Genomic DNA, 19,020 nt, shown 5'->3' with positions numbered 1-19,020 from the left:
CCTTTCCTTTCCTTACTGTCTTAACACAAACAAGGCTGCCAACATTAGTACAAAAGCAATCAATACAAGAATATCCTTTGTACCTACGTGCAATTCACGGAGCTTGCTTCTCCCTTCCCCGCCTTGATAACCGCGCGCTTCCATCGCCATTGCCAGGTCCTCGGCACGTTTAAACGCACTCACAAACAAAGGAACCAGTAATGGAATAACTGCCATAATCCGATCCTTCACCGGGCCTGTACGAAAATCAACACCGCGTGCCGCCTGCGCTCGGGATATTTTATCTGTTTCCTGCATCAATGTCGGAATAAACCGCAGAGAAATAGACATCATCAACGCCAGCTCATGAACAGGGAACTTAATTTTTTTCAATGGGTGAAGCATTTCCTCCATGGCATCCGTTATTTCAATCGGTGTGGTTGTCAACGTTAATAAAGAAGTCGTCAGGATAAGCAGGAAAAAGCGTAAGGAAATCGCAAAACCTTGGATAATCCCGCCGCTGTATATCTTAAAAAATCCCCAATCGACTACGACATTTCCTTCATTTGTGATAATCAGATGCAGAATAAATGTAAAAATAATTAAAAACCAGACGGGCAGCAATCCTTTTAATATAAACTGTAACGGTACTTTGGAATTCAGTACACAAAGCAAGGAGAAAGCAGTTAATAAGCTGTACGTCGGTACATTGTTTGCAAAAAAGACAACAATCACAAAGAAAAAGACAACTGTGATTTTGGTTCTTGGGTCTAACCGGTGGATAAAGGAGTTTCCAGGAACATATTGACCAATGATTAATGCATTATTCATCCGATTCCACCTCCAGCTGCCCCTTTATCTCATTTGCTAACTCCTGCAAGGTTTGGTGCTGATAGTTTAAAGAAGTACCGAATCGTTCATTATACTGATTCAGAAAATGAATAACCTCCGGCGTGTCCAATTGGACCTCCTGCAGCTTGTCTGTTTGTTTAAATACTTCCAGCGGCAGACCTTCCATATATTTTTTACCGCCATTTAGAATAATCACTTTATCCGCATAAGCGAGCGCATCCTCCATGCTATGCGTTACCAATACCGTCGTCAGTTGACGCTCCTGGTGCAGCTGATAAAACATATCCATGATTTCACGCTGTCCGCGCGGATCCAGACCGGCAGTCGGCTCGTCCAATACAAGCACTTCTGGAGCCATCGCCAATACGCCTGCAATAGCTACACGCCGCTTCTGTCCGCCGCTTAAATCAAACGGAGAACGCTCTAATATTTCTGCTGGCAGTCCGACGGCAGGGAGAAGCCGCTCTATTCTGCGGTCAATTTCCTCCTGCTCCACATCAAAATTTTTCGGACCAAAAGCAATATCCTTCGCAACGGTTTCTTCAAATAGCTGATGCTCCGGATATTGAAACACCACACCAACTTTTCTTCTTAAATCACGGATATTCTTAGGCTTTCCTTCTGAACTCAGCAGGAAATCACCAATCGTTATCTCTCCCCTGCTCGGCAGGCTTAAACCATTTAAATGCTGGATGAGTGTTGATTTCCCAGAGCCTGTATGACCAATCACAGCAACAAACGAACCAGCTTCCACCGTGAAAGAAATGTCTTCAAGGGCTTTGTGGGCAAAGGGGCTATTCTCTTGATAAATATAACTTACATCTTTGAATTGAATTTCCATAATTCCTCCAACAACTCTTCGTGGTTTAATGCTGCTTCTTTTAATTCGACGCCCTGCTTCATCAGCTCATCAGTTAATTGTGCAACAAAGGGCACGTCCAAGCCAATTTCACGCAAGCTTTCCCGCTGCAGGAATAACTCTCTTGGTGTGGTTTCTTCCCAAATTTCTCCCTTATTCATCACAATCACACGATCTGCTTGAACAATTTCCTGCAAGTCATGTGTGATGGTAATCAGAGAAAGTCCTTCTGATTCCTGGATATCATTTACGGTATGCATAATTTCTTTTCTGCCAGTCGGATCGAGCATTGCTGTTGCCTCATCTAAAATCAATACTTTTGGAGCAATCGCTAAGACGCTGGCAATCGCCACTCGCTGTTTTTGCCCGCCAGACAGCCGGTGGGGTTCAGTGATTAAATAATCCTGCATACGAACGGCAGATAAGGTGCGCTGGATTCTCTCTCTCATCTCTTCTCTGGGGATTCCTCTGTTTTCCATTCCAAATGCCACATCATCTTGAACGGTTGCCCCAACAAATTGATTATCTGGATTTTGAAAGACCATCCCTACGTCTTTACGTATATCCCAGACGGTATCATCATCTACTTTTTGACCATCGACAACGATTTCCCCATCTTTTGGCATTAATAATCCATTAAGCAGCTTGGCGATGGTTGATTTTCCAGAGCCATTGTGTCCAATAATCGCAACCCATTCGCCTTCATAAATCTCAAAGGAAACCTGATTTAACACAAGCTCTTCCTCATATTGAAAGGAAACATTCTTAAACTCTACTAGCTTTTTTCTGTCCATCCAGACACCCCCTTCTCCTATTGTTTATTATGTAATTTGTTTTTTCTATTATGGTTATTATTTTACTCATAGTGGTTGATGAACGAAAGTATTTACTTAAACATTAAACAAAAGTTAATAAAGTTTAAGGGCATCTCTAGCCAACGCTCCGGAAATACACTACGCTTTCCGTGGGCTTGTCCTCAGCCTCCTCAAAAAAAGAAGTTCGCTTTTTTCTGCGGGGTCTTCACACTGCGCATTCCCACAGGAGTCTCCGTGTATTTCCTCCGCTGGGTATTAGTAAAAAATTTCGTTCTTCTCTTCCCTATAAACCAAAAACAATGGATATCTTAATCGAAACAATATATATCAAAGATTAGTAAATAATCATTTTCCAATACAAAAAAAGGGCTTGGATAACCTCTGAGAGAGATTGAGTCCTGCCCCTTGCCGTTTGTAGTAAATTAAACCAACTCAATGATTGCCATTTTAGCGCCATCGCCTTGGCGTTCACCAAGTTTAAGAACGCGTGTATATCCACCTTGTCTATCTTCATAGCGCGCAGCAACATCATCAAATAGTTTTTGAATTACATTATTTTCTTCATCCGCTTCTTTGTTGTATAAAAATGCTGCAGCTTGACGGCGTGCATGTAAATCCCCACGCTTACCAAGAGTAATCATTTTATCTACAATCGATCTTAACTCTTTCGCTTTTGCTTCTGTTGTTTCAATGCGTTCATGAATGATTACATCAGCTGCAAGGTTGCGAAGAAGAGCCATACGACTATCTGTTGAACGTCCTAATTTTCTAGCCACGGACTATCCCTCCCTTTTTTGAAACTAGTCAGGTGACTGTTATATCAGTCATCATCTCGAAGACCTAATCCTAGATCCTCTAATTTTACTTTTACTTCTTCTAATGATTTACGTCCTAAATTACGAACCTTCATCATATCTTCTTCAGATTTATTTGCAAGCTCTTGTACAGTGTTGATGCCAGCACGTTTCAAACAGTTGTAAGAACGAACAGAAAGATCAAGCTCTTCAATGGTCATTTCCATTACTTTTTCTTTTTGATCTTCTTCTTTTTCAACCATAATTTCTACGTTCTGTGCTTCATCTGTCAAGCCGACAAAAATATTCAAATGCTCCGTAATGATTTTTGCACCTAGAGAAACTGCTTCTTCTGGGCGAATACTACCGTCAGTCGAAACATCCAATGTCAGTTTATCATAATTAGCGATTTGACCTACACGTGTGTTCTCTACTTGATACGTAACACGTGATACTGGTGTAAAAATGGAATCAATTGGAATGACACCAATTGGCTGATCATCAAAATTGTTTTCATCTGCCGGGCGATATCCGCGGCCTCTTTCAGCAGTTAACTTCATATGAAGGTTAGCTTTACTGTTTAATGTCGCAATATGAAGATCTGGGTTCATCACTTCCACATCACTATCATATGTCAAGTCTGCAGCAGTTACTGCTCCTTCTCCCTGAACATCAATTTCTAATGTCTTCGGTTCATCAGAGTAGATTTTTAGTGCAAGCTTTTTCAAATTAAGAATGATAGTAGTAACGTCCTCCACAACCCCATCAATCGTTGAAAATTCATGCAGTGCTCCATCGATATGAACAGTTGTTACAGCAGCACCTGGTAGTGAGGATAGTAAGATACGACGCAAGGAGTTTCCAAGTGTGGCACCATATCCACGTTCTAGCGGTTCAACTACAAATTTACCAAACATAGCATCATCGCTAATTTCAATCGTTTCAATTTTTGGCTTTTCTATCTCGATCATTTAACAAACCCTCCTTTAAAACGTCGAAACCCCGGCTAGACAACAAAGTCTAACCGAAATTCCTCAAATAGGCAGTTGGCGTTTCTGCTCTACCTAATAATCTTTTGTACAAACTGTCTTTGGAATCTGTTTATCTACACATGTAGATAACCGTATGTTTTATCAACCAGTATGACCAAGTTGATAAAATTCTATACGGTTAAATTAAACACGACGACGTTTTGGCGGGCGGCAACCATTATGAGGAACTGGAGTTACGTCAACAATTGCAGTAACTTCTAATCCAGCAGCCTGTAAAGAACGGATTGCAGCTTCACGACCAGCGCCAGGTCCTTTAACAGTAACTTCTAATGTTTTCATGCCGTTTTCGGTTGCAGACTTCGCAGCTGTTTCAGCAGCCATTTGTGCAGCAAACGGAGTTGATTTTTTAGATCCTTTAAAACCTAGAGCACCAGCAGAGCTCCAGCCGATAGCATTACCTTGTGTATCCGTGATAGTAACAATTGTATTGTTAAAAGTAGAACGGATATGAGCAATACCAGATTCTATATTCTTTTTCACACGACGTTTACGCGTATTTGTTTTACGTGCCATTTGTAAGCTTACCTCCTTACATTACTTTTTCTTGTTAGCCATTGTCTTACGTGGGCCTTTACGTGTACGAGAGTTATTCTTTGTCTTTTGTCCGCGAACTGGTAATCCGCGACGATGACGAATACCTCTGTAAGCACCGATTTCGATCAAACGTTTGATGTTCAAGGATACTTCACGACGAAGATCCCCTTCTGTAGTGTAGCTATCAATCGCTTGACGGATTCTTGTTAATTCGTCTTCCGTTAAATCACGGACACGAGTATCTTCAGAAACGCCTGCTTCTTTAAGGACTTCCTGTGCAGTAGTTTTTCCAATACCATAAACATATGTTAAGGAAATTACTACTCTTTTATCACGTGGAATATCAATACCTGCAATACGTGCCATAGAATGCTAGCACCTCCTATTTATTAGCCTTGTTTTTGTTTGTGTTTTGGATTTTCACAAATTACCATTACTTTACCTTTGCGTTTGATGACTTTGCATTTCTCGCAAATTGGTTTTACAGATGCTCTTACCTTCATCATCATTACCTCCTTTTAGATCGGAGCTCGTTTATTTATAACGGTACGTAATTCGTCCTTTGGTTAAATCATACGGAGAAAGCTCAACCGTAACTTTATCGCCCGGTAAAATGCGGATAAAGTGCATACGGATTTTACCAGATACATGCGCCAATACGGTATGGCCGTTTTCAAGCTCCACTTTAAACATCGCATTCGGCAATGTATCTGTCACTGTACCTTCTACTTCAATAACATCGTCTTTCGCCATTGTGTGTGATCTCCCTTCTTCAAATCAGTTACAACCTTATCTAAATCTAGGATAAAGCTTTCGTTTCCTTTTGTGACAAGCCAGTCTTGATATGCTGCTCGCTTATCTTCCGGGAAACATTGAACGTACATCTGGCGCTCTATCATCAGAAGATGATTTATAAACGCACTGCTTGCTTCTTCCATTGGCCAGCGTAGGACAACCGGCCGTTCACAACCGAGATATCAATTGTACTGACCTGAATCACTATCCTGCATCATACGTACAAATTGACCCTTGCTTTTAGAAAATCAATTTGTTAACGTATATCAGCTCTCACCATCACCTAGGCAATTGTTTGTTTTATATCAAAAGGTTGATGAACCAATTTTTTATCGTGTTTGATAAAAGCATTACACATTATCTCACCTATTATAACTCGCAGACCTAAGTTTTGCACTTATTCTGTCTGCTAAAAGGGGTGACTTATTTATCCAAAATGGATTCAATATCGGAGAACACATCGTTAATATCACGATCACCGTCCACCTTCAAAAGATATCCTTTTTCTTGATAAAAATCAAGTAATGGCTGTGTTTGCTCTACGTTAACGGCTAACCGTTTTTTCACCGTTTCAGGTTGATCATCATCTCGCTGAATTAACTGGGAGCCATCTTTATCACAAATACCTTCTGTTTTAGGAGGGTTATAAACAACGTGATAAGTTGTTCCGCAAGTCGGACAAATTCTCCGTCCAGTTAAACGCTCTACCAATTTTTCTTCTGGTACATCCACATGTATACAATAGTCGATGGTTCTATTCAAATCAGCTGTCAATTCTTCAAGTGCTTCCGCTTGAGCAATTGTGCGCGGGAATCCATCTAATAGGAAACCTTCTTTACAATCGTCCTTTGCTAAGCGCTCTTTGACTATACCGATAGTTACTTCATCTGGAACAAGATTTCCTTGGTCCATATATTCCTTTGCTTTCTTGCCAAGATCCGTACCTTCTTTAATCGCCAGTCGGAACATATCCCCCGTTGAAATGTGAGGGATGTTATATTTTTCTTCGATTTTCTCGGCCTGGGTACCTTTCCCAGCACCAGGTAGCCCCATTAAGATTAAATTCATTCTTTCCCCTCGCTTTTGTAGGCAGGAAATTTACTTAATAAACCCTTTATAATGTCGCTTTACAAGCTGACCTTCTAATTGCTTCATGGTTGTTAATGCAACACCGACAACAATGATCAAGCTCGTGCCGCCGATTTGAACTGTCTGCGGAAGATTTGCAAGACCGCCCAAGATAATTGGGAACACAGAAACAGCTGCTAAGAATAATGCACCAACAAAGGTCAATCTGCGAATCACCCTTGTTAAATATTCTTCTGTATTGTGCCCCGGACGAATTCCAGGAATGTAGCCGCCCTGTCTTTGCAAGTTCTCGGACATTTGTTCTGGATTGACCTGAACAAATGTATAGAAATAGGAGAAAGCAATGATCAGTGCAACATAGATTATCATACCTACAGGTTGTGTGTAATCAAAAACGTACGTTACGATATTTGCTACTTGATTTCCTTCAAAAAATCCAGCAATGGTCGTAGGTGCAATCATAAAGGCAATCGCAAAAATAACTGGAATTACCCCTGCTGCATTTACCTTGATTGGCAGATGCGTTGACTGTCCGCCTACTGGTGTACGATTAACTAACTTTTTCGCATACTGCACTGGAATTTTACGCAATGCTTCGTTTACGAAAATAATTCCAACCGTCACAGCAATAACCACTAACACAATTAACGTTACAATAACGATATTGATAAACAATTCACTTCCCGGGTTCGAGAAATATTGATTGTATATTTGGCCAGCGCCGTTCGGAATAGCAGCAACGATACCGGCAAAGATAATGATAGAAATACCATTACCTACACCGTGAGCAGTAATCTGTTCACCTAACCACATTAGAAAAGCTGTTCCGCCTGTTAATACGATAGCAATCGTTAAGAATTTGATGACGCCAGGATCCTGAATCAGTAATCCCCCTGCCATGGCATTAAAACCGATGGACATAGCAATTGCCTGAACAAATGCTATACCGACAGCCGCATAACGTGTGACCTGAGCGATTTTCTTTCGACCCATTTCTCCTTGCTTCTTCCATTCAGCAAACTTCGGAACAACATCCATTTGCAACAACTGCATGATAATTGATGCGGTGATGTAAGGCATGATCCCCATCGCAAAAATGGAGAAGTTTTCTAACGCCCCACCGCCAAACGTATTTATGAAGCCAAACATATTTTGCTGGCTCATCATAAATTGAATTGCTGATTGATCTGTAAAGGGCACGGTAATAAACGTACCAATACGGAATATAATAAGCATTAGCAGTGTAAATATAATTTTATTTCTTATATCTTTCACACGTAAAAAATTGGAGAGTGTCTGAAACAAATTAGATCACCTCAGATTGACCGCCCGCTGCCTCAATTGCTTCTTTCGCAGATGCAGAGAACTTATGAGCTTTTACAGTCAGTTTCTTTTCTAATTGACCTTTTCCAAGAACCTTAATTCCAGCATTCAATTTGCTTACGACACCAGTTTCTAATAATAGCTCTGGAGTAACTTCAGTTCCTTCTTCAAAGCGATTAAGTGTATCCAGGTTCACAATTGCATATTCTTTACGGTTGATATTTGTAAAACCGCGCTTCGGCAAACGTTGGAATAAGGGCATTTGACCACCTTCAAAACCAAGTCTTACACCGCCGCCAGAACGTGCTTTTTGACCTTTATGTCCACGACCAGAAGTTTTTCCGTTACCTGAAGAAGTTCCGCGACCTACACGGTTTCTTTCTTTACGAGTTCCTTCTGCTGCTTTTAATTCATGAAGTTTCATGCGAGCACCTCCTCTTCACAATAAATTTATTAAACTTCTTTAACTGTCAATAAGTGGGACACTCTGTTAACCATACCGCGAACGGCTGGAGTATCTTCACGTACAACCGATTGACGAATTTTCTTTAACCCTAACGCTTCAACAGTTTTACGTTGAACGTCACTGCCTCCGATAACACTGCGAGTGAGGGTTATTTCTAATTTTTTAGACATAGTGATTCCCTCCTTATCCTAACAGTTCTTCAACAGACTTTCCACGTAATTTCGCTACGTCCTCAGCTGTTTTTAAATTAGTTAAACCGTTCAATGTAGCACGGATAACGTTAATTGGTGTGTTGGATCCTAATGATTTTGTCAGGATATCACCTACACCAGCAAGCTCTAAAATCGCACGTACTGGACCACCGGAGATAACTCCAGTACCTTCAGAAGCAGGCTTCATCAATACGTTACCAGAACCAAACTGACCATGGATTTGGTGTGGAATGGTTGTGCCTACGATTGGTACAGTAATTAAGTTTTTCTTCGCATCATCTACTGCTTTTTTAATAGCTTCAGGTACTTCTTGTGCTTTACCAGTACCGAAACCTACATGACCGTTCTTGTCACCTACAACTACTAATGCTGCAAAGCGGAAACGACGTCCACCTTTTACAACCTTTGCAACACGGTTGACCGTAACAACACGTTCTTCAAGATCTAATTTGCTCGGATCAATATTCGTAATCATTATAGATGGTTACCTCCTTTTACTTTTAAAATTCAAGGCCTTCCTCGCGAGCTGCCTCTGCTAAAGCTTTGATTCGTCCATGATATAAATAACCACCACGATCAAATACAATAGATTTATATCCTTTGTCAATTGCACGTTTTGCAACAGCTGCCCCAACTGCTTTCGCAGCGTCGACATTGCTTCCGTTGATTTCAAGCTCTTTATCAACTGTAGAAGCACTTGCCAGGGTTACACCATTGACATCATCAATCAATTGAGCATAAATGTTTTTGTTGGAACGATACACATTCAAACGTGGACGTTCTGCAGTTCCTGATAATGTTCTGCGTACACGGTTGTGACGCTTTTTACGGATAACATTTTTGTCAGGCTTTGTGATCATCTGGGTCACTCCTTTCTCGGGCTAAAAAACTTACTTAGCAGTTTTACCTTCTTTACGACGTACATATTCATCCGCATATTTGATTCCTTTACCTTTATAAGGCTCTGGCGGGCGGATTGCTCGGATATTAGCAGCAACTGCTCCTACTAACTCTTTATCGATACCTTTAACAACGATTTGTGTGTTTTTAGGTACTTCGATTTCAATACCGTCAATTGGGTCAAGTTCAACAGGATGTGAATAACCAGCGTTAACAACTGTTTTGTTTCCCTGCTTTTGAGCACGGTAACCAACACCGTTGATTTCCAATGATTTTTCAAAACCTTTACTTACTCCAACTACCATGTTATTGATTAAGCTGCGAGTAGTACCATGCAGTGCTCGGTGTTCTTTATGATCACTCGGGCGCTCCAAAGTTACGATATTACCCTCAACGTTAACTTTAATATCTGGATGAAAATCTCTTGTTAATTCACCCTTTGGTCCTTTAACTGTCAGTGTAGTTCCGTTGAATTTCAACTCTACACCTTCTGGAATTTCAATAGCCTTAAGTCCGACACGAGACATTCTCTGCACCTCCTCTGATAAATTATAGTTCTTACCAAACGTACGCTAGTACTTCTCCGCCAACTGCCTGAGAACGAGCTTCTTTGTCAGAAAGCATTCCGTTAGAAGTTGATACGATAGCAATGCCAAGTCCGTTCAATACACGTGGTACTTCATTTGCTTTAGCATATACGCGTAAACCTGGTTTACTGATACGTTTGATTCCTGTGATAACTCTATCTTCGTTTGCACTATATTTTAAGAAGATACGTAATATACCTTGTTTGTTATCTTCAACTAACTCATAATCCTTCACATAGCCTTCACGTTTCAGGATATCAGCGATCTCTTTTTTAATTTTAGAAGCAGGAAGCTCTAATTGTTCATGTTTAACCATGTTCGCATTACGAATGCGAGTAAGCATATCTGCAATTGGATCTGTCATAACCATTACTAATTACCTCCTTCCCGAATCGGGGATTACCAACTTGCTTTTTTGACACCAGGAATTTGACCTTTATAGGCAAGTTCACGGAAACAAATACGGCAAAGTTTAAATTTACGAATTACTGAATGCGGGCGACCACAGCGTTCGCAACGAGTGTACTCTTGTACTTTATATTTTTGCGGGCGCTTTTGTTTCGCTATCATAGATTTTTTAGCCAAAATTTTCCCTCCTTGTATTAGCTCACGACTACTTTTGGAAAGGCATGCCCAGCCCAGCTAAAAGTTCACGAGCTTCTTCGTCAGTGTTAGAAGTTGTTACAATAACAATATCCATACCACGAACTTTATTGACTTTATCGTAATTAATTTCTGGGAAAATCAACTGTTCTTTCACACCTAAAGTGTAGTTTCCACGACCATCAAATGCTTTTTTAGAAATACCGCGGAAGTCACGTACACGTGGAAGAGATACAGCAATCAGTTTTTGCAAGAAGTCATACATGCGTTCTCCACGCAAAGTAACTTTTGCACCAATTGGCATTCCTTCACGAAGACGGAAACCTGCGATGGATTTCTTAGCACGAGTAATCAATGGTTTTTGACCAGAAATTAAAGCTAATTCTTCAACAGCACTATCCAATGCCTTAGAGTTTTGTACTGCGTCACCAACACCCATGTTGATTACGATTTTCTCTATTTTAGGTACTTCCATTACGGAATCATAATTGAATTTATTCATTAAAGATGAAGTGATTTCATCGTTATACTTTTGTTTTAATTCGTTCATGTGTTAGCCCTCCTTTCACAGAAAAACTTATTTATCTAATGCTTCACCGGATTTTTTTGCAATACGGATTTTTTTACCATCTTTTATTTCATAGCCAACACGAGTTGGTTCTCCGGACTTCGGATCGATTGGCAATACATTAGAAACATGAATTGGAGCTTCGATATTCAAGATTCCGCCTTGCGGATTATCTTGAGATGGCTTCGCATGTTTTTGGATCATGTTCACACCTTCTACTAATACGCGCTCTTTTTTCGGAAATGCTTCTAATACAGTGCCTTCTTTACCGCGGTCTTTGCCGGATAACACTTTGACTTTATCACCTTTTTTTACATGCATGCTTTACGCACCTCCTTGATGAGGAAATTTCTTCTTATAAAACTTCTGGAGCTAGAGATACGATTTTCATGAATTGAGCCTCACGTAATTCACGTGCAACAGGTCCGAAGATACGAGTTCCTCTTGGACTTTTATCATCACGGATAATTACGGCAGCATTTTCATCAAAACGGATGTAAGAACCATCTTTACGACGAGCACCAGATTTAGAACGTACAATCACTGCCTTTACAACGTCGCCTTTCTTGACAACGCCCCCTGGTGTTGCTTGTTTGACCGTGCAAACAATTACATCACCAATGTTGGCAGTTTTGCGACCGGAACCGCCTAATACTTTAATGGTTAATACTTCACGAGCACCAGAGTTATCTGCAACCTTCAAACGAGTTTCTTGTTGAATCATAACACTGTGACCTCCCTTCGGATACCTTCCGAGCGAACTTTATTAAATAATTACCGCTTCTTCTACTACTTCTACTAAACGGAAACGTTTTGTAGCTGATAGCGGGCGAGTTTCCATGATTTTTACAACATCACCAGTTTTTGCAACATTGTTTTCATCATGTGTTTTAAATTTCTTAGAATACTTAACACGTTTTCCATAAAGCTTATGGAATTTGTAAGTTTCAACTAAAACTGTAATAGTTTTATCCATTTTGTCGGATACAACACGACCAGTATAAACTTTACGATCATTACGTTCAGACATTGAGGTTAACCTCCCCTCTGGAATCTTTAGTTATTTGCACTTAGTTCGCGCTCGCGAACAACGGTTTTAAGACGAGCAATTGATTTGCGCACTTCACGGATACGTGCAGTGTTTTCCAATTGACCAGTAGCTAATTGGAAACGTAAATTAAATAACTCTTCTTTCAACGTTTTAACATTTTTTTCAATTTCGGCAGTGGTTAAATCTCTGATTTCTTTAGCCTTCATTGCTTTCACCACCAATTTCTTCACGTTTTACGAATTTCGTTTTAATAGGTAATTTATGTGCTGCAAGTCGAAGTGCTTCACGAGCTACCTCTTCAGATACACCTGCAATTTCAAACATAATTTTACCAGGCTTTACTACTGCTACCCATCCTTCTGGAGCACCTTTACCGGAACCCATACGAACCTCTAAAGGCTTTGCAGTGTAAGGTTTGTCTGGAAAGATTTTGATCCAAACTTTACCGCCACGTTTCATGTAACGAGTCATTGCAATACGCGCTGCCTCGATTTGGCGGCTTGTAATCCAAGAAGCGTCAAGTGCTTGTAAACCATATTCTCCGAAAGAAACAGTTGTACCGCCTTTTGCTTGGCCTCTCATTTTACCACGATGTTGTCTACGATATTTAACACGTTTAGGCATTAACATAGTAATGAGCCCCCTCCCTTATTTATCGGTTTTTGTTGGAAGGACTTCTCCACGATAAATCCATACTTTAACACCTAATTTACCATACGTAGTATCAGCTTCTGCTGTACCATAGTCAATGTCAGCACGTAAAGTATGAAGTGGTACTGTTCCTTCACTGTAATGTTCTGCACGAGCGATGTCCGCACCGCCTAGACGTCCAGATACTTGTGTTTTGATTCCTTTAGCTCCAGCACGCATCGCACGTTGGATAGCTTGCTTTTGAGCACGACGGAATGAAATACGATTTTCTAATTGACGAGCAATATTATCAGCAACAAGTGCTGCATCAATATCTACTTTTTTGATTTCAACGATATTGATATGAACTCGTTTGCCAGTTAAGTTGTTTAAAGATTTACGTAAAGCTTCAACTTCGGATCCGCCTTTACCAATGACCATACCTGGTTTGCCAGTATGGATAGTAATGTTTACACGGTTTGCTGCACGTTCAATTTCAATAGAAGAAACAGCAGCCGTTTTAAGACGTCCTTCAAGATATTCTCTGATTTTAATATCTTCATGCAGTAAGTCTGCATAGTCTTTCCCAGCGTACCATTTAGACTCCCAGTCCTTAATGACACCTACGCGAAGACCTGTTGGATTAACTTTTTGACCCACTGACTATCCCTCCTTCTTTTCGTTTACCACAACTGTGATGTGGCTGGTACGTTTATTGATTCTGCTTGCACGTCCTTGTGCACGTGGACGGAAACGTTTCAAAGTAGCTCCTTCGTTCACATATGCTTCAGATACTACTAAATTGTCTGCATCCATTTCATAGTTGTGCTCTGCGTTCGCAACAGCAGAATTTAATACTTTTTCTACGACTGGAGAAGCTCCGCGCTGTGTATGTTTTAAAATAGCGATTGCTTCGCCAACCTCTTTTCCTCGAATTAGATCTACAACTAAACGAACCTTACGAGGAGCAATACGAACTGATTTCGCAACGGCTTTAGCTTGCATGCCTGGTACCTCCTCTCATTTAACGTCTTGTTTTTTTATCGTCACCAGCGTGTCCTCTGTACGTACGAGTTGGTGCGAATTCACCTAATTTATGACCGACCATATCTTCCGTGATATATACTGGCACATGCTTACGTCCATCATATACTGCAACGGTATGACCAACGAATTGCGGGAAAATTGTTGAGCGACGAGACCAAGTTTTTATTACTTGCTTCTTGTCTTCTGTGTTCAATACTTCAATTTTCTTCATTAGATGGTCATCTGCAAAAGGTCCTTTTTTCAAACTGCGACCCATGGATAAGCCTCCTTCCAGGGATTAGAGACGGGTGCTTTAGCCCGCCCGTTTTTCCGTTTATTTTTTACGTCTACGAACGATATACTTATCAGATGGTTTATTACGTTTACGTGTTTTGTAACCAAGTGTTGGTTTGCCCCAAGGTGACATTGGTGATTTACGTCCGATTGGCGCGCGTCCTTCACCACCACCATGCGGGTGATCATTAGGGTTCATAACAGAACCGCGAACAGTTGGACGGATACCTTTCCAACGGGAACGACCAGCTTTACCTACACGGATGAGTTCATGTTCAATGTTACCGACTTGACCAATTGTAGCACGGCAAGTTGTTAATACTAAACGAACTTCTCCAGAAGCAAGGCGTACAAGTGTATATTTTTCTTCGCGTCCCAAGATTTGAGCTTCTGCACCAGCAGAACGAGCAATTTGGCCTCCGCGTCCCGGTTTTAATTCGATATTATGGATAACAGTACCTACTGGAATGCTTCCAAGCGGTAATGCGTTACCTACTTTAATATCTGCATTTTCACCAGATTCAATTACTTGCCCTACTTTAACATTTTTCGGAGCAAGGATATAACGTTTCTCCCCATCAGCATAATGGATTAATGCAATGTTTGCTGAACGGTTAGGATCGTATTCGATTGTAGCAACGCGTCCTGGCACACCATCTTTATCGCGTTTGAAGTCGATAATACGATATTGGCGCTTATGACCGCCGCCGTGATGACGAACCGTTAATTTCCCTTGATTGTTACGTCCACCACGTTTAGATAATGGAGCTAAAAGGGATTTCTCAGGGGTATTCGTAGTAATCTCTGCAAAGTCTGATCCAGACATATTACGTCTACCATTTGAGGTTGGTTTATACTTTTTAATCGCCATCGTTGTCCCTCCTTTTAGTTTGGAATATATTCATTCGTATGATTAAGCCTCAAAGAAATCTAAATCTTCGCTATCTGCCGATAACTGAACGATAGCTTTTTTACGGTCTGGACGATATCCACCGTAGCGGCCCATTCGCTTAAATTTACCTTTAAGGTTCATTGTGTTTACTTTTTCTACTTTCACACCAAAGATGGTTTCTACAGCATCTTTGATTTCTGTTTTGTTCGCTTTTACAGCTACTTCAAACGTGTATTTTTTCTCTGCCATTAAGTCAGCAGAATTCTCTGTAATGACAGGGCGTTTAATTACATCGCGCAAATCTTTCATTATGCGAGCACCTCCCCTGCTTTTTCAGCTGCATCTTTTGTGATGATCAGCTTGTCATGCGTAAGCAAGTCAAGTACATTTAATTCTTCTACAGTTAATACCTTTACGTTTTGTAAGTTGTTCGCAGAGCGGGCAACTGTTTCGTCTTTCTCAGAAAGAACAACAAGTGCTTTCTCTTCAACTTTAAGTCCGTTTAAGATATTTACAATTTCTTTTGTTTTTGGAGCATCAATTGTGATTGCTTCTAAAACAAACAAGCTTTCTTCTTTTACTTTAGAAGATAATGCTGACTTTAACGCTAAGCGACGAACTTTCTTTGGTAATTTATAGCTATAGCTGCGTGGAGTAGGTCCGAAAACAGTTCCACCGCCAACCCATTGTGGTGAACGGATAGATCCTTGACGTGCACGGCCAGTTCCTTTTTGGCGCCATGGTTTGCGGCCTCCGCCACGAACTTCTGAACGATTTTTAACAGCATGTGTACCTTGACGTAAAGATGCACGTTGCATAACAACCGCTTCATGAAGTACATGTGTGTTTGGCTCGATACCAAAAACAGCGTCATTTAATTCGATTTCTCCAACATTACTTCCATCCTGTTTTAAAAGTGCTACTTTAGGCATGACATATCCTCCCTTCGTTTATGTGATTAGTTACCTTTTACTGCACTCGTAATTTTTACGTAAGATTTTTTTGCACCAGGGATATTTCCTTTAATCAGAAGTAAATTCTTTTCAGTATCTACACTGACAACTTCAAGGTTTTGAATTGTTTTTTGTTCAGAACCCATATGACCTGGTAATTTTTTACCTTTGAAAACACGCATTGCATCAATTGCAGCCATCGCACCTGGAGCTCTATGAAAATGAGAACCGTGTGTTTTTGGTCCGCGTTGTTGATTGTGACGTTTGATAGCACCTTGGAATCCTTTCCCTTTAGATGTTCCTGTCACATCGATTTTTTCACCGGCTTCAAAGATATCAACGTTGATTTCTTGACCAACTTCATAGTTGTCAACCTCTGCGCCACGGATTTCACGAACGTAGCGCTTAGGGGCAGTGCCTGCTTTCTCAGCATGACCTTTCTCCGCTTTGTTTGTACGTGATTCCTTTTTATCAGCAAAACCGATTTGCAACGCTTCGTAACCATCATTTTCTAATGTTTTCTTTTGCAACACAACATTTGCCTCAGCTTGAACAACTGTTACTGGTACAAGTTCTCCATTTTCAGAGAAAAGCTGAGTCATGCCGATTTTACGACCTAAGATTCCTTTCGTCATCCGTTACACCTCCTGTATTTAAAACGAATTATAATTTAATTTCAATATCTACACCAGATGGAAGATCTAAACGCATCAGCGCATCAACCGTTTTTGGTGTAGGCTCAAGAATATCGATCAGACGCTTGTGCGTACGCATTTCGAACTGTTCACGAGCATCTTTGTACTTATGAACCGCACGCAACACTGTATAAACAGCTCTTTCAGTCGGCAATGGAATCGGACCAGACACTTTTGCTCCGGAACGTTTTGCAGTTTCCACAATTTTCACAGCAGACTGATCTAAGATGCGGTGATCGTATGCTTTTAAACGAATTCTGATTTTCTCTTTTGCCATCATTTTCCCTCCTTCTCGCCTATATTATTATAGACATTCTCCGCGAAAATTCCTTAACACACCGCCATGGCAAAGGGGCCGGGTGTGCCAACAACCTTCCGCATCATCGCATTAATTGGTCAACTACATTAGTATAACAAATATCTTTGACCTTAGCAAGCTTATACATAGCTATCTACAAGTTTGCACATTTTTATATTATACATAGCATCCAGTATGATTGCAAGCTTATTTTAAAAGTTTTTTTATTTCCTTATATAATATCAGAAATTCTGCTTGTTCTTGTGCTAAATACTTTTAAATAAAACAATGAATAAGCGGAATCGGCTGTTTTACCGTTCCGCTTCACAATCTTATATAAACTTTCCGTTATAATAGTAGAAACCCGATCGCAATCGGAATAAAGGTAAACAGTAGAATCATGACACAAAAGCCCATAATATCCCGAATCTTCAACCCGGCAATGGCGAGTACAGGCAGGGCCCAAAATGGCTGTATCATATTTGTCCAGGCATCTCCCCAGGCAACTGCCATGGCTGTTTTTGCTGTATCGGCTCCAATTTCAAGCGCTGCTTGTATCATGATAGGGCCTTGGACAGCCCATTGTCCGCCGCCGGAAGGTACTAACGCATTAACCAAACCTGCGCTGAGAAAAGTGAAAATAGGCAGTGTATATTCGGTTGCGAAACTGACAAACCATAATGAAATCTTATCTGATAATCCAGATGCCACCATCATCCCCATTATTCCAGCGTAGAATGGAAACTGTATAATAATTCCGCCGGCGTTCTTCACACCTCTCCCTACCGTATCCAGAAACCGTCTTGGTGTTCTGTGAAGAAGGATTCCCAAGAAAAGAAAAATAAAATTGACGATATTGATATTTAGGTCAAATCCATTGGCAACGAAATGATACCCAATAAAAAGGAGTCCCATCATGCCAATCAGAAAAGACAAGGCCTGACTGTTCTCCAGCCTTTCTGCGGGTGTTACCGACTGAGGAACTTCCGCTTCCGTTTCCTCTCCGGATTCTTCCTTCCATAATGAAGGATCGATTTTACCTATAGGATCTGCTCCCTTTAATAAGTACCGATTAAAAAGCGGAAGTGTAATTAATAAGGTAATGACAATAAACAGATTAAATGAACTGAACAATGTCTCTGTTACAGGAATTATTCCAATAGCATCTTCTAAAAAATGCCCTGGTGTGGCAATGAGCAGCGGTACCGACCCGGAAAAACCGCCATGCCAGATGACCATACCGCTGTAGGCGCTGGCAATCAATATCCGATAGTCCACTGCAGGAACCCGCTTTGCCACATGAACAGCAAATAATGCTCCGACAACAAGTCCAAAGCCATAGTTTATTAAACAAGCAAGCAAAGCAACGAATGTTACCAGCATCACCGCTTGCCCCGGTGTTTTTGCCGCTCTGCTGAGTTTCGCTAAAAAACCTTTCACAACAGGTGTACTTGCTAAAATATACCCTGTCACAACCACCAGTGACATTTGCATTCCAAATTCAAGCAGGTCCCAAAAACCCTCTCCCCAATACGTTATCATTTCCACCGGGCCGCTACTTGTTATAGTGACACCCAGTAAGTAAACCAAAATCGTTAAAATAACAGCAAATAAAAATGCATCTGGTAAATATCTCTGTACCACCCTGTCAAAGAATCTTGTTAAAACTTTCAATCGAGCTCCCCCCTTGTATGCTGCTATATTATCAATCGAAACACTCTTCCAACAGCATCACCGTTTCGGTTCTTTCTAT

At 40.8% G+C, this 19,020-nt stretch carries 33 protein-coding genes; all 33 read right to left on the bottom strand.

Annotation, left to right across the window (positions count from 1 at the left end):
* Nucleotides 1–12 precede the first annotated feature (12 nt).
* Nucleotides 13–810 carry an energy-coupling factor transporter transmembrane component T family protein gene (locus ACW0TQ_RS21125; protein ID WP_193064176.1) on the bottom strand — a complete coding sequence of 266 codons (798 nt, stop codon included), beginning with the start codon at nt 808–810 and terminating at the stop codon, nt 13–15.
* Entirely contained in the window at nt 803–1,672 is an 870-nt protein-coding gene (locus tag ACW0TQ_RS21120) for an energy-coupling factor ABC transporter ATP-binding protein (protein WP_256705470.1), read from the bottom strand. Before ACW0TQ_RS21120 ends, ACW0TQ_RS21125 begins: the two co-directional genes overlap by 8 nt.
* Nucleotides 1,648–2,484: an energy-coupling factor ABC transporter ATP-binding protein gene (locus ACW0TQ_RS21115; RefSeq protein WP_332094586.1), complete on the bottom strand. Its 837-nt coding sequence runs from the start codon at nt 2,482–2,484 to the stop codon at nt 1,648–1,650. The genes ACW0TQ_RS21120 and ACW0TQ_RS21115 overlap by 25 nt, the downstream gene beginning before the upstream one ends.
* A 443-nt stretch (nt 2,485–2,927) precedes the next feature.
* A complete protein-coding gene (gene rplQ, locus ACW0TQ_RS21110) occupies nt 2,928–3,281 on the bottom strand; it encodes a 50S ribosomal protein L17 (RefSeq protein WP_042530831.1) in 354 nt (117 codons plus the stop codon).
* A 44-nt stretch (nt 3,282–3,325) separates the two neighbouring features.
* A complete protein-coding gene (locus tag ACW0TQ_RS21105; RefSeq protein ID WP_042530829.1) occupies nt 3,326–4,270 on the bottom strand; it encodes a DNA-directed RNA polymerase subunit alpha in 945 nt (314 codons plus the stop codon).
* A gap of 204 nt (nt 4,271–4,474) precedes the next feature.
* A complete protein-coding gene (gene rpsK, locus ACW0TQ_RS21100) occupies nt 4,475–4,864 on the bottom strand; it encodes a 30S ribosomal protein S11 (protein ID WP_042530827.1) in 390 nt (129 codons plus the stop codon).
* A 21-nt stretch (nt 4,865–4,885) separates the two neighbouring features.
* Nucleotides 4,886–5,251, bottom strand: coding sequence for a 30S ribosomal protein S13 (rpsM, locus tag ACW0TQ_RS21095; protein WP_042530825.1), 366 nt, complete (start codon nt 5,249–5,251; stop codon nt 4,886–4,888).
* Nucleotides 5,252–5,274: 23 nt separating this feature from the next.
* The gene (gene rpmJ / locus ACW0TQ_RS21090; RefSeq protein ID WP_010095733.1) at nt 5,275–5,388 is read right to left on the bottom strand and encodes a 50S ribosomal protein L36; all 114 of its coding nucleotides are present in this window, start codon (nt 5,386–5,388) and stop codon (nt 5,275–5,277) included.
* 31 nt (nt 5,389–5,419) lie between these two features.
* Nucleotides 5,420–5,638, bottom strand: a complete 219-nt coding sequence (infA, locus tag ACW0TQ_RS21085; RefSeq protein ID WP_040985051.1) for a translation initiation factor IF-1 — start codon at nt 5,636–5,638, stop codon at nt 5,420–5,422.
* 465 nt (nt 5,639–6,103) lie between these two features.
* Nucleotides 6,104–6,748, bottom strand: coding sequence for an adenylate kinase (locus tag ACW0TQ_RS21080; RefSeq protein WP_042530822.1), 645 nt, complete (start codon nt 6,746–6,748; stop codon nt 6,104–6,106).
* 30 nt (nt 6,749–6,778) lie between these two features.
* Nucleotides 6,779–8,074 (bottom strand): preprotein translocase subunit SecY, encoded by a 1,296-nt coding sequence (secY, locus tag ACW0TQ_RS21075; protein WP_042530819.1) that lies wholly within the window; start codon nt 8,072–8,074, stop codon nt 6,779–6,781.
* 1 nt (nt 8,075) lies between these two features.
* On the bottom strand, nt 8,076–8,516 hold the full coding sequence (rplO, locus tag ACW0TQ_RS21070; protein ID WP_042530817.1) for a 50S ribosomal protein L15: 441 nt from the start codon (nt 8,514–8,516) through the stop codon (nt 8,076–8,078).
* A 29-nt stretch (nt 8,517–8,545) separates the two neighbouring features.
* The gene (gene rpmD / locus ACW0TQ_RS21065) at nt 8,546–8,728 is read right to left on the bottom strand and encodes a 50S ribosomal protein L30 (protein WP_042530815.1); all 183 of its coding nucleotides are present in this window, start codon (nt 8,726–8,728) and stop codon (nt 8,546–8,548) included.
* Nucleotides 8,729–8,741: 13 nt separating this feature from the next.
* Nucleotides 8,742–9,242, bottom strand: coding sequence for a 30S ribosomal protein S5 (gene rpsE / locus ACW0TQ_RS21060; protein ID WP_139089182.1), 501 nt, complete (start codon nt 9,240–9,242; stop codon nt 8,742–8,744).
* Nucleotides 9,243–9,270: 28 nt separating this feature from the next.
* A complete protein-coding gene (gene rplR, locus ACW0TQ_RS21055) occupies nt 9,271–9,630 on the bottom strand; it encodes a 50S ribosomal protein L18 (protein ID WP_042530812.1) in 360 nt (119 codons plus the stop codon).
* Between the two features lie 30 nt (nt 9,631–9,660).
* A complete protein-coding gene (gene rplF, locus ACW0TQ_RS21050; RefSeq protein ID WP_193064174.1) occupies nt 9,661–10,197 on the bottom strand; it encodes a 50S ribosomal protein L6 in 537 nt (178 codons plus the stop codon).
* A 31-nt stretch (nt 10,198–10,228) separates the two neighbouring features.
* Nucleotides 10,229–10,627 carry a 30S ribosomal protein S8 gene (gene rpsH, locus ACW0TQ_RS21045; protein WP_042530808.1) on the bottom strand — a complete coding sequence of 133 codons (399 nt, stop codon included), beginning with the start codon at nt 10,625–10,627 and terminating at the stop codon, nt 10,229–10,231.
* A gap of 29 nt (nt 10,628–10,656) precedes the next feature.
* Nucleotides 10,657–10,842 (bottom strand): type Z 30S ribosomal protein S14, encoded by a 186-nt coding sequence (locus ACW0TQ_RS21040; RefSeq protein WP_010652082.1) that lies wholly within the window; start codon nt 10,840–10,842, stop codon nt 10,657–10,659.
* A 28-nt stretch (nt 10,843–10,870) separates the two neighbouring features.
* Nucleotides 10,871–11,410, bottom strand: coding sequence for a 50S ribosomal protein L5 (gene rplE, locus ACW0TQ_RS21035; protein WP_042530805.1), 540 nt, complete (start codon nt 11,408–11,410; stop codon nt 10,871–10,873).
* A 27-nt stretch (nt 11,411–11,437) separates the two neighbouring features.
* The gene (gene rplX / locus ACW0TQ_RS21030; protein ID WP_042530803.1) at nt 11,438–11,749 is read right to left on the bottom strand and encodes a 50S ribosomal protein L24; all 312 of its coding nucleotides are present in this window, start codon (nt 11,747–11,749) and stop codon (nt 11,438–11,440) included.
* A 34-nt stretch (nt 11,750–11,783) separates the two neighbouring features.
* Entirely contained in the window at nt 11,784–12,152 is a 369-nt protein-coding gene (gene rplN / locus ACW0TQ_RS21025; protein WP_040985075.1) for a 50S ribosomal protein L14, read from the bottom strand.
* Nucleotides 12,153–12,194: 42 nt separating this feature from the next.
* Complete coding sequence (rpsQ, locus tag ACW0TQ_RS21020; RefSeq protein WP_042530801.1) at nt 12,195–12,458, bottom strand: 30S ribosomal protein S17; 264 nt, start codon at nt 12,456–12,458, stop codon at nt 12,195–12,197.
* Nucleotides 12,459–12,484: 26 nt separating this feature from the next.
* Complete coding sequence (gene rpmC / locus ACW0TQ_RS21015; protein ID WP_042530799.1) at nt 12,485–12,685, bottom strand: 50S ribosomal protein L29; 201 nt, start codon at nt 12,683–12,685, stop codon at nt 12,485–12,487.
* The gene (gene rplP, locus ACW0TQ_RS21010) at nt 12,675–13,109 is read right to left on the bottom strand and encodes a 50S ribosomal protein L16 (RefSeq protein ID WP_042530797.1); all 435 of its coding nucleotides are present in this window, start codon (nt 13,107–13,109) and stop codon (nt 12,675–12,677) included. Before rplP ends, rpmC begins: the two co-directional genes overlap by 11 nt.
* Before the next feature lie 18 nt (nt 13,110–13,127).
* On the bottom strand, nt 13,128–13,769 hold the full coding sequence (gene rpsC / locus ACW0TQ_RS21005) for a 30S ribosomal protein S3 (RefSeq protein ID WP_042530795.1): 642 nt from the start codon (nt 13,767–13,769) through the stop codon (nt 13,128–13,130).
* A 3-nt stretch (nt 13,770–13,772) separates the two neighbouring features.
* Nucleotides 13,773–14,114, bottom strand: coding sequence for a 50S ribosomal protein L22 (gene rplV / locus ACW0TQ_RS21000; protein ID WP_042530793.1), 342 nt, complete (start codon nt 14,112–14,114; stop codon nt 13,773–13,775).
* Between the two features lie 19 nt (nt 14,115–14,133).
* Nucleotides 14,134–14,412, bottom strand: a complete 279-nt coding sequence (rpsS, locus tag ACW0TQ_RS20995; protein ID WP_042530791.1) for a 30S ribosomal protein S19 — start codon at nt 14,410–14,412, stop codon at nt 14,134–14,136.
* A gap of 57 nt (nt 14,413–14,469) precedes the next feature.
* Complete coding sequence (gene rplB, locus ACW0TQ_RS20990) at nt 14,470–15,300, bottom strand: 50S ribosomal protein L2 (protein ID WP_042530789.1); 831 nt, start codon at nt 15,298–15,300, stop codon at nt 14,470–14,472.
* Between the two features lie 42 nt (nt 15,301–15,342).
* Nucleotides 15,343–15,630: a 50S ribosomal protein L23 gene (gene rplW, locus ACW0TQ_RS20985; protein ID WP_042530787.1), complete on the bottom strand. Its 288-nt coding sequence runs from the start codon at nt 15,628–15,630 to the stop codon at nt 15,343–15,345.
* Complete coding sequence (rplD, locus tag ACW0TQ_RS20980) at nt 15,630–16,253, bottom strand: 50S ribosomal protein L4 (RefSeq protein ID WP_042530785.1); 624 nt, start codon at nt 16,251–16,253, stop codon at nt 15,630–15,632. Before rplD ends, rplW begins: the two co-directional genes overlap by 1 nt.
* A 26-nt stretch (nt 16,254–16,279) precedes the next feature.
* Complete coding sequence (rplC, locus tag ACW0TQ_RS20975; RefSeq protein ID WP_042530784.1) at nt 16,280–16,909, bottom strand: 50S ribosomal protein L3; 630 nt, start codon at nt 16,907–16,909, stop codon at nt 16,280–16,282.
* A gap of 28 nt (nt 16,910–16,937) precedes the next feature.
* Nucleotides 16,938–17,246 carry a 30S ribosomal protein S10 gene (gene rpsJ, locus ACW0TQ_RS20970; protein ID WP_042530782.1) on the bottom strand — a complete coding sequence of 103 codons (309 nt, stop codon included), beginning with the start codon at nt 17,244–17,246 and terminating at the stop codon, nt 16,938–16,940.
* Between the two features lie 369 nt (nt 17,247–17,615).
* Nucleotides 17,616–18,941 carry a short-chain fatty acid transporter gene (locus tag ACW0TQ_RS20965; RefSeq protein WP_193064173.1) on the bottom strand — a complete coding sequence of 442 codons (1,326 nt, stop codon included), beginning with the start codon at nt 18,939–18,941 and terminating at the stop codon, nt 17,616–17,618.
* Nucleotides 18,942–19,020: the final 79 nt, after the last annotated feature.

Source organism: Oceanobacillus sp. M60, from assembly GCF_053839645.1.
The sequence above is the reverse complement of the archived record's forward strand: the minus strand, read 5'-3'. Positions and strand labels throughout refer to the sequence as shown.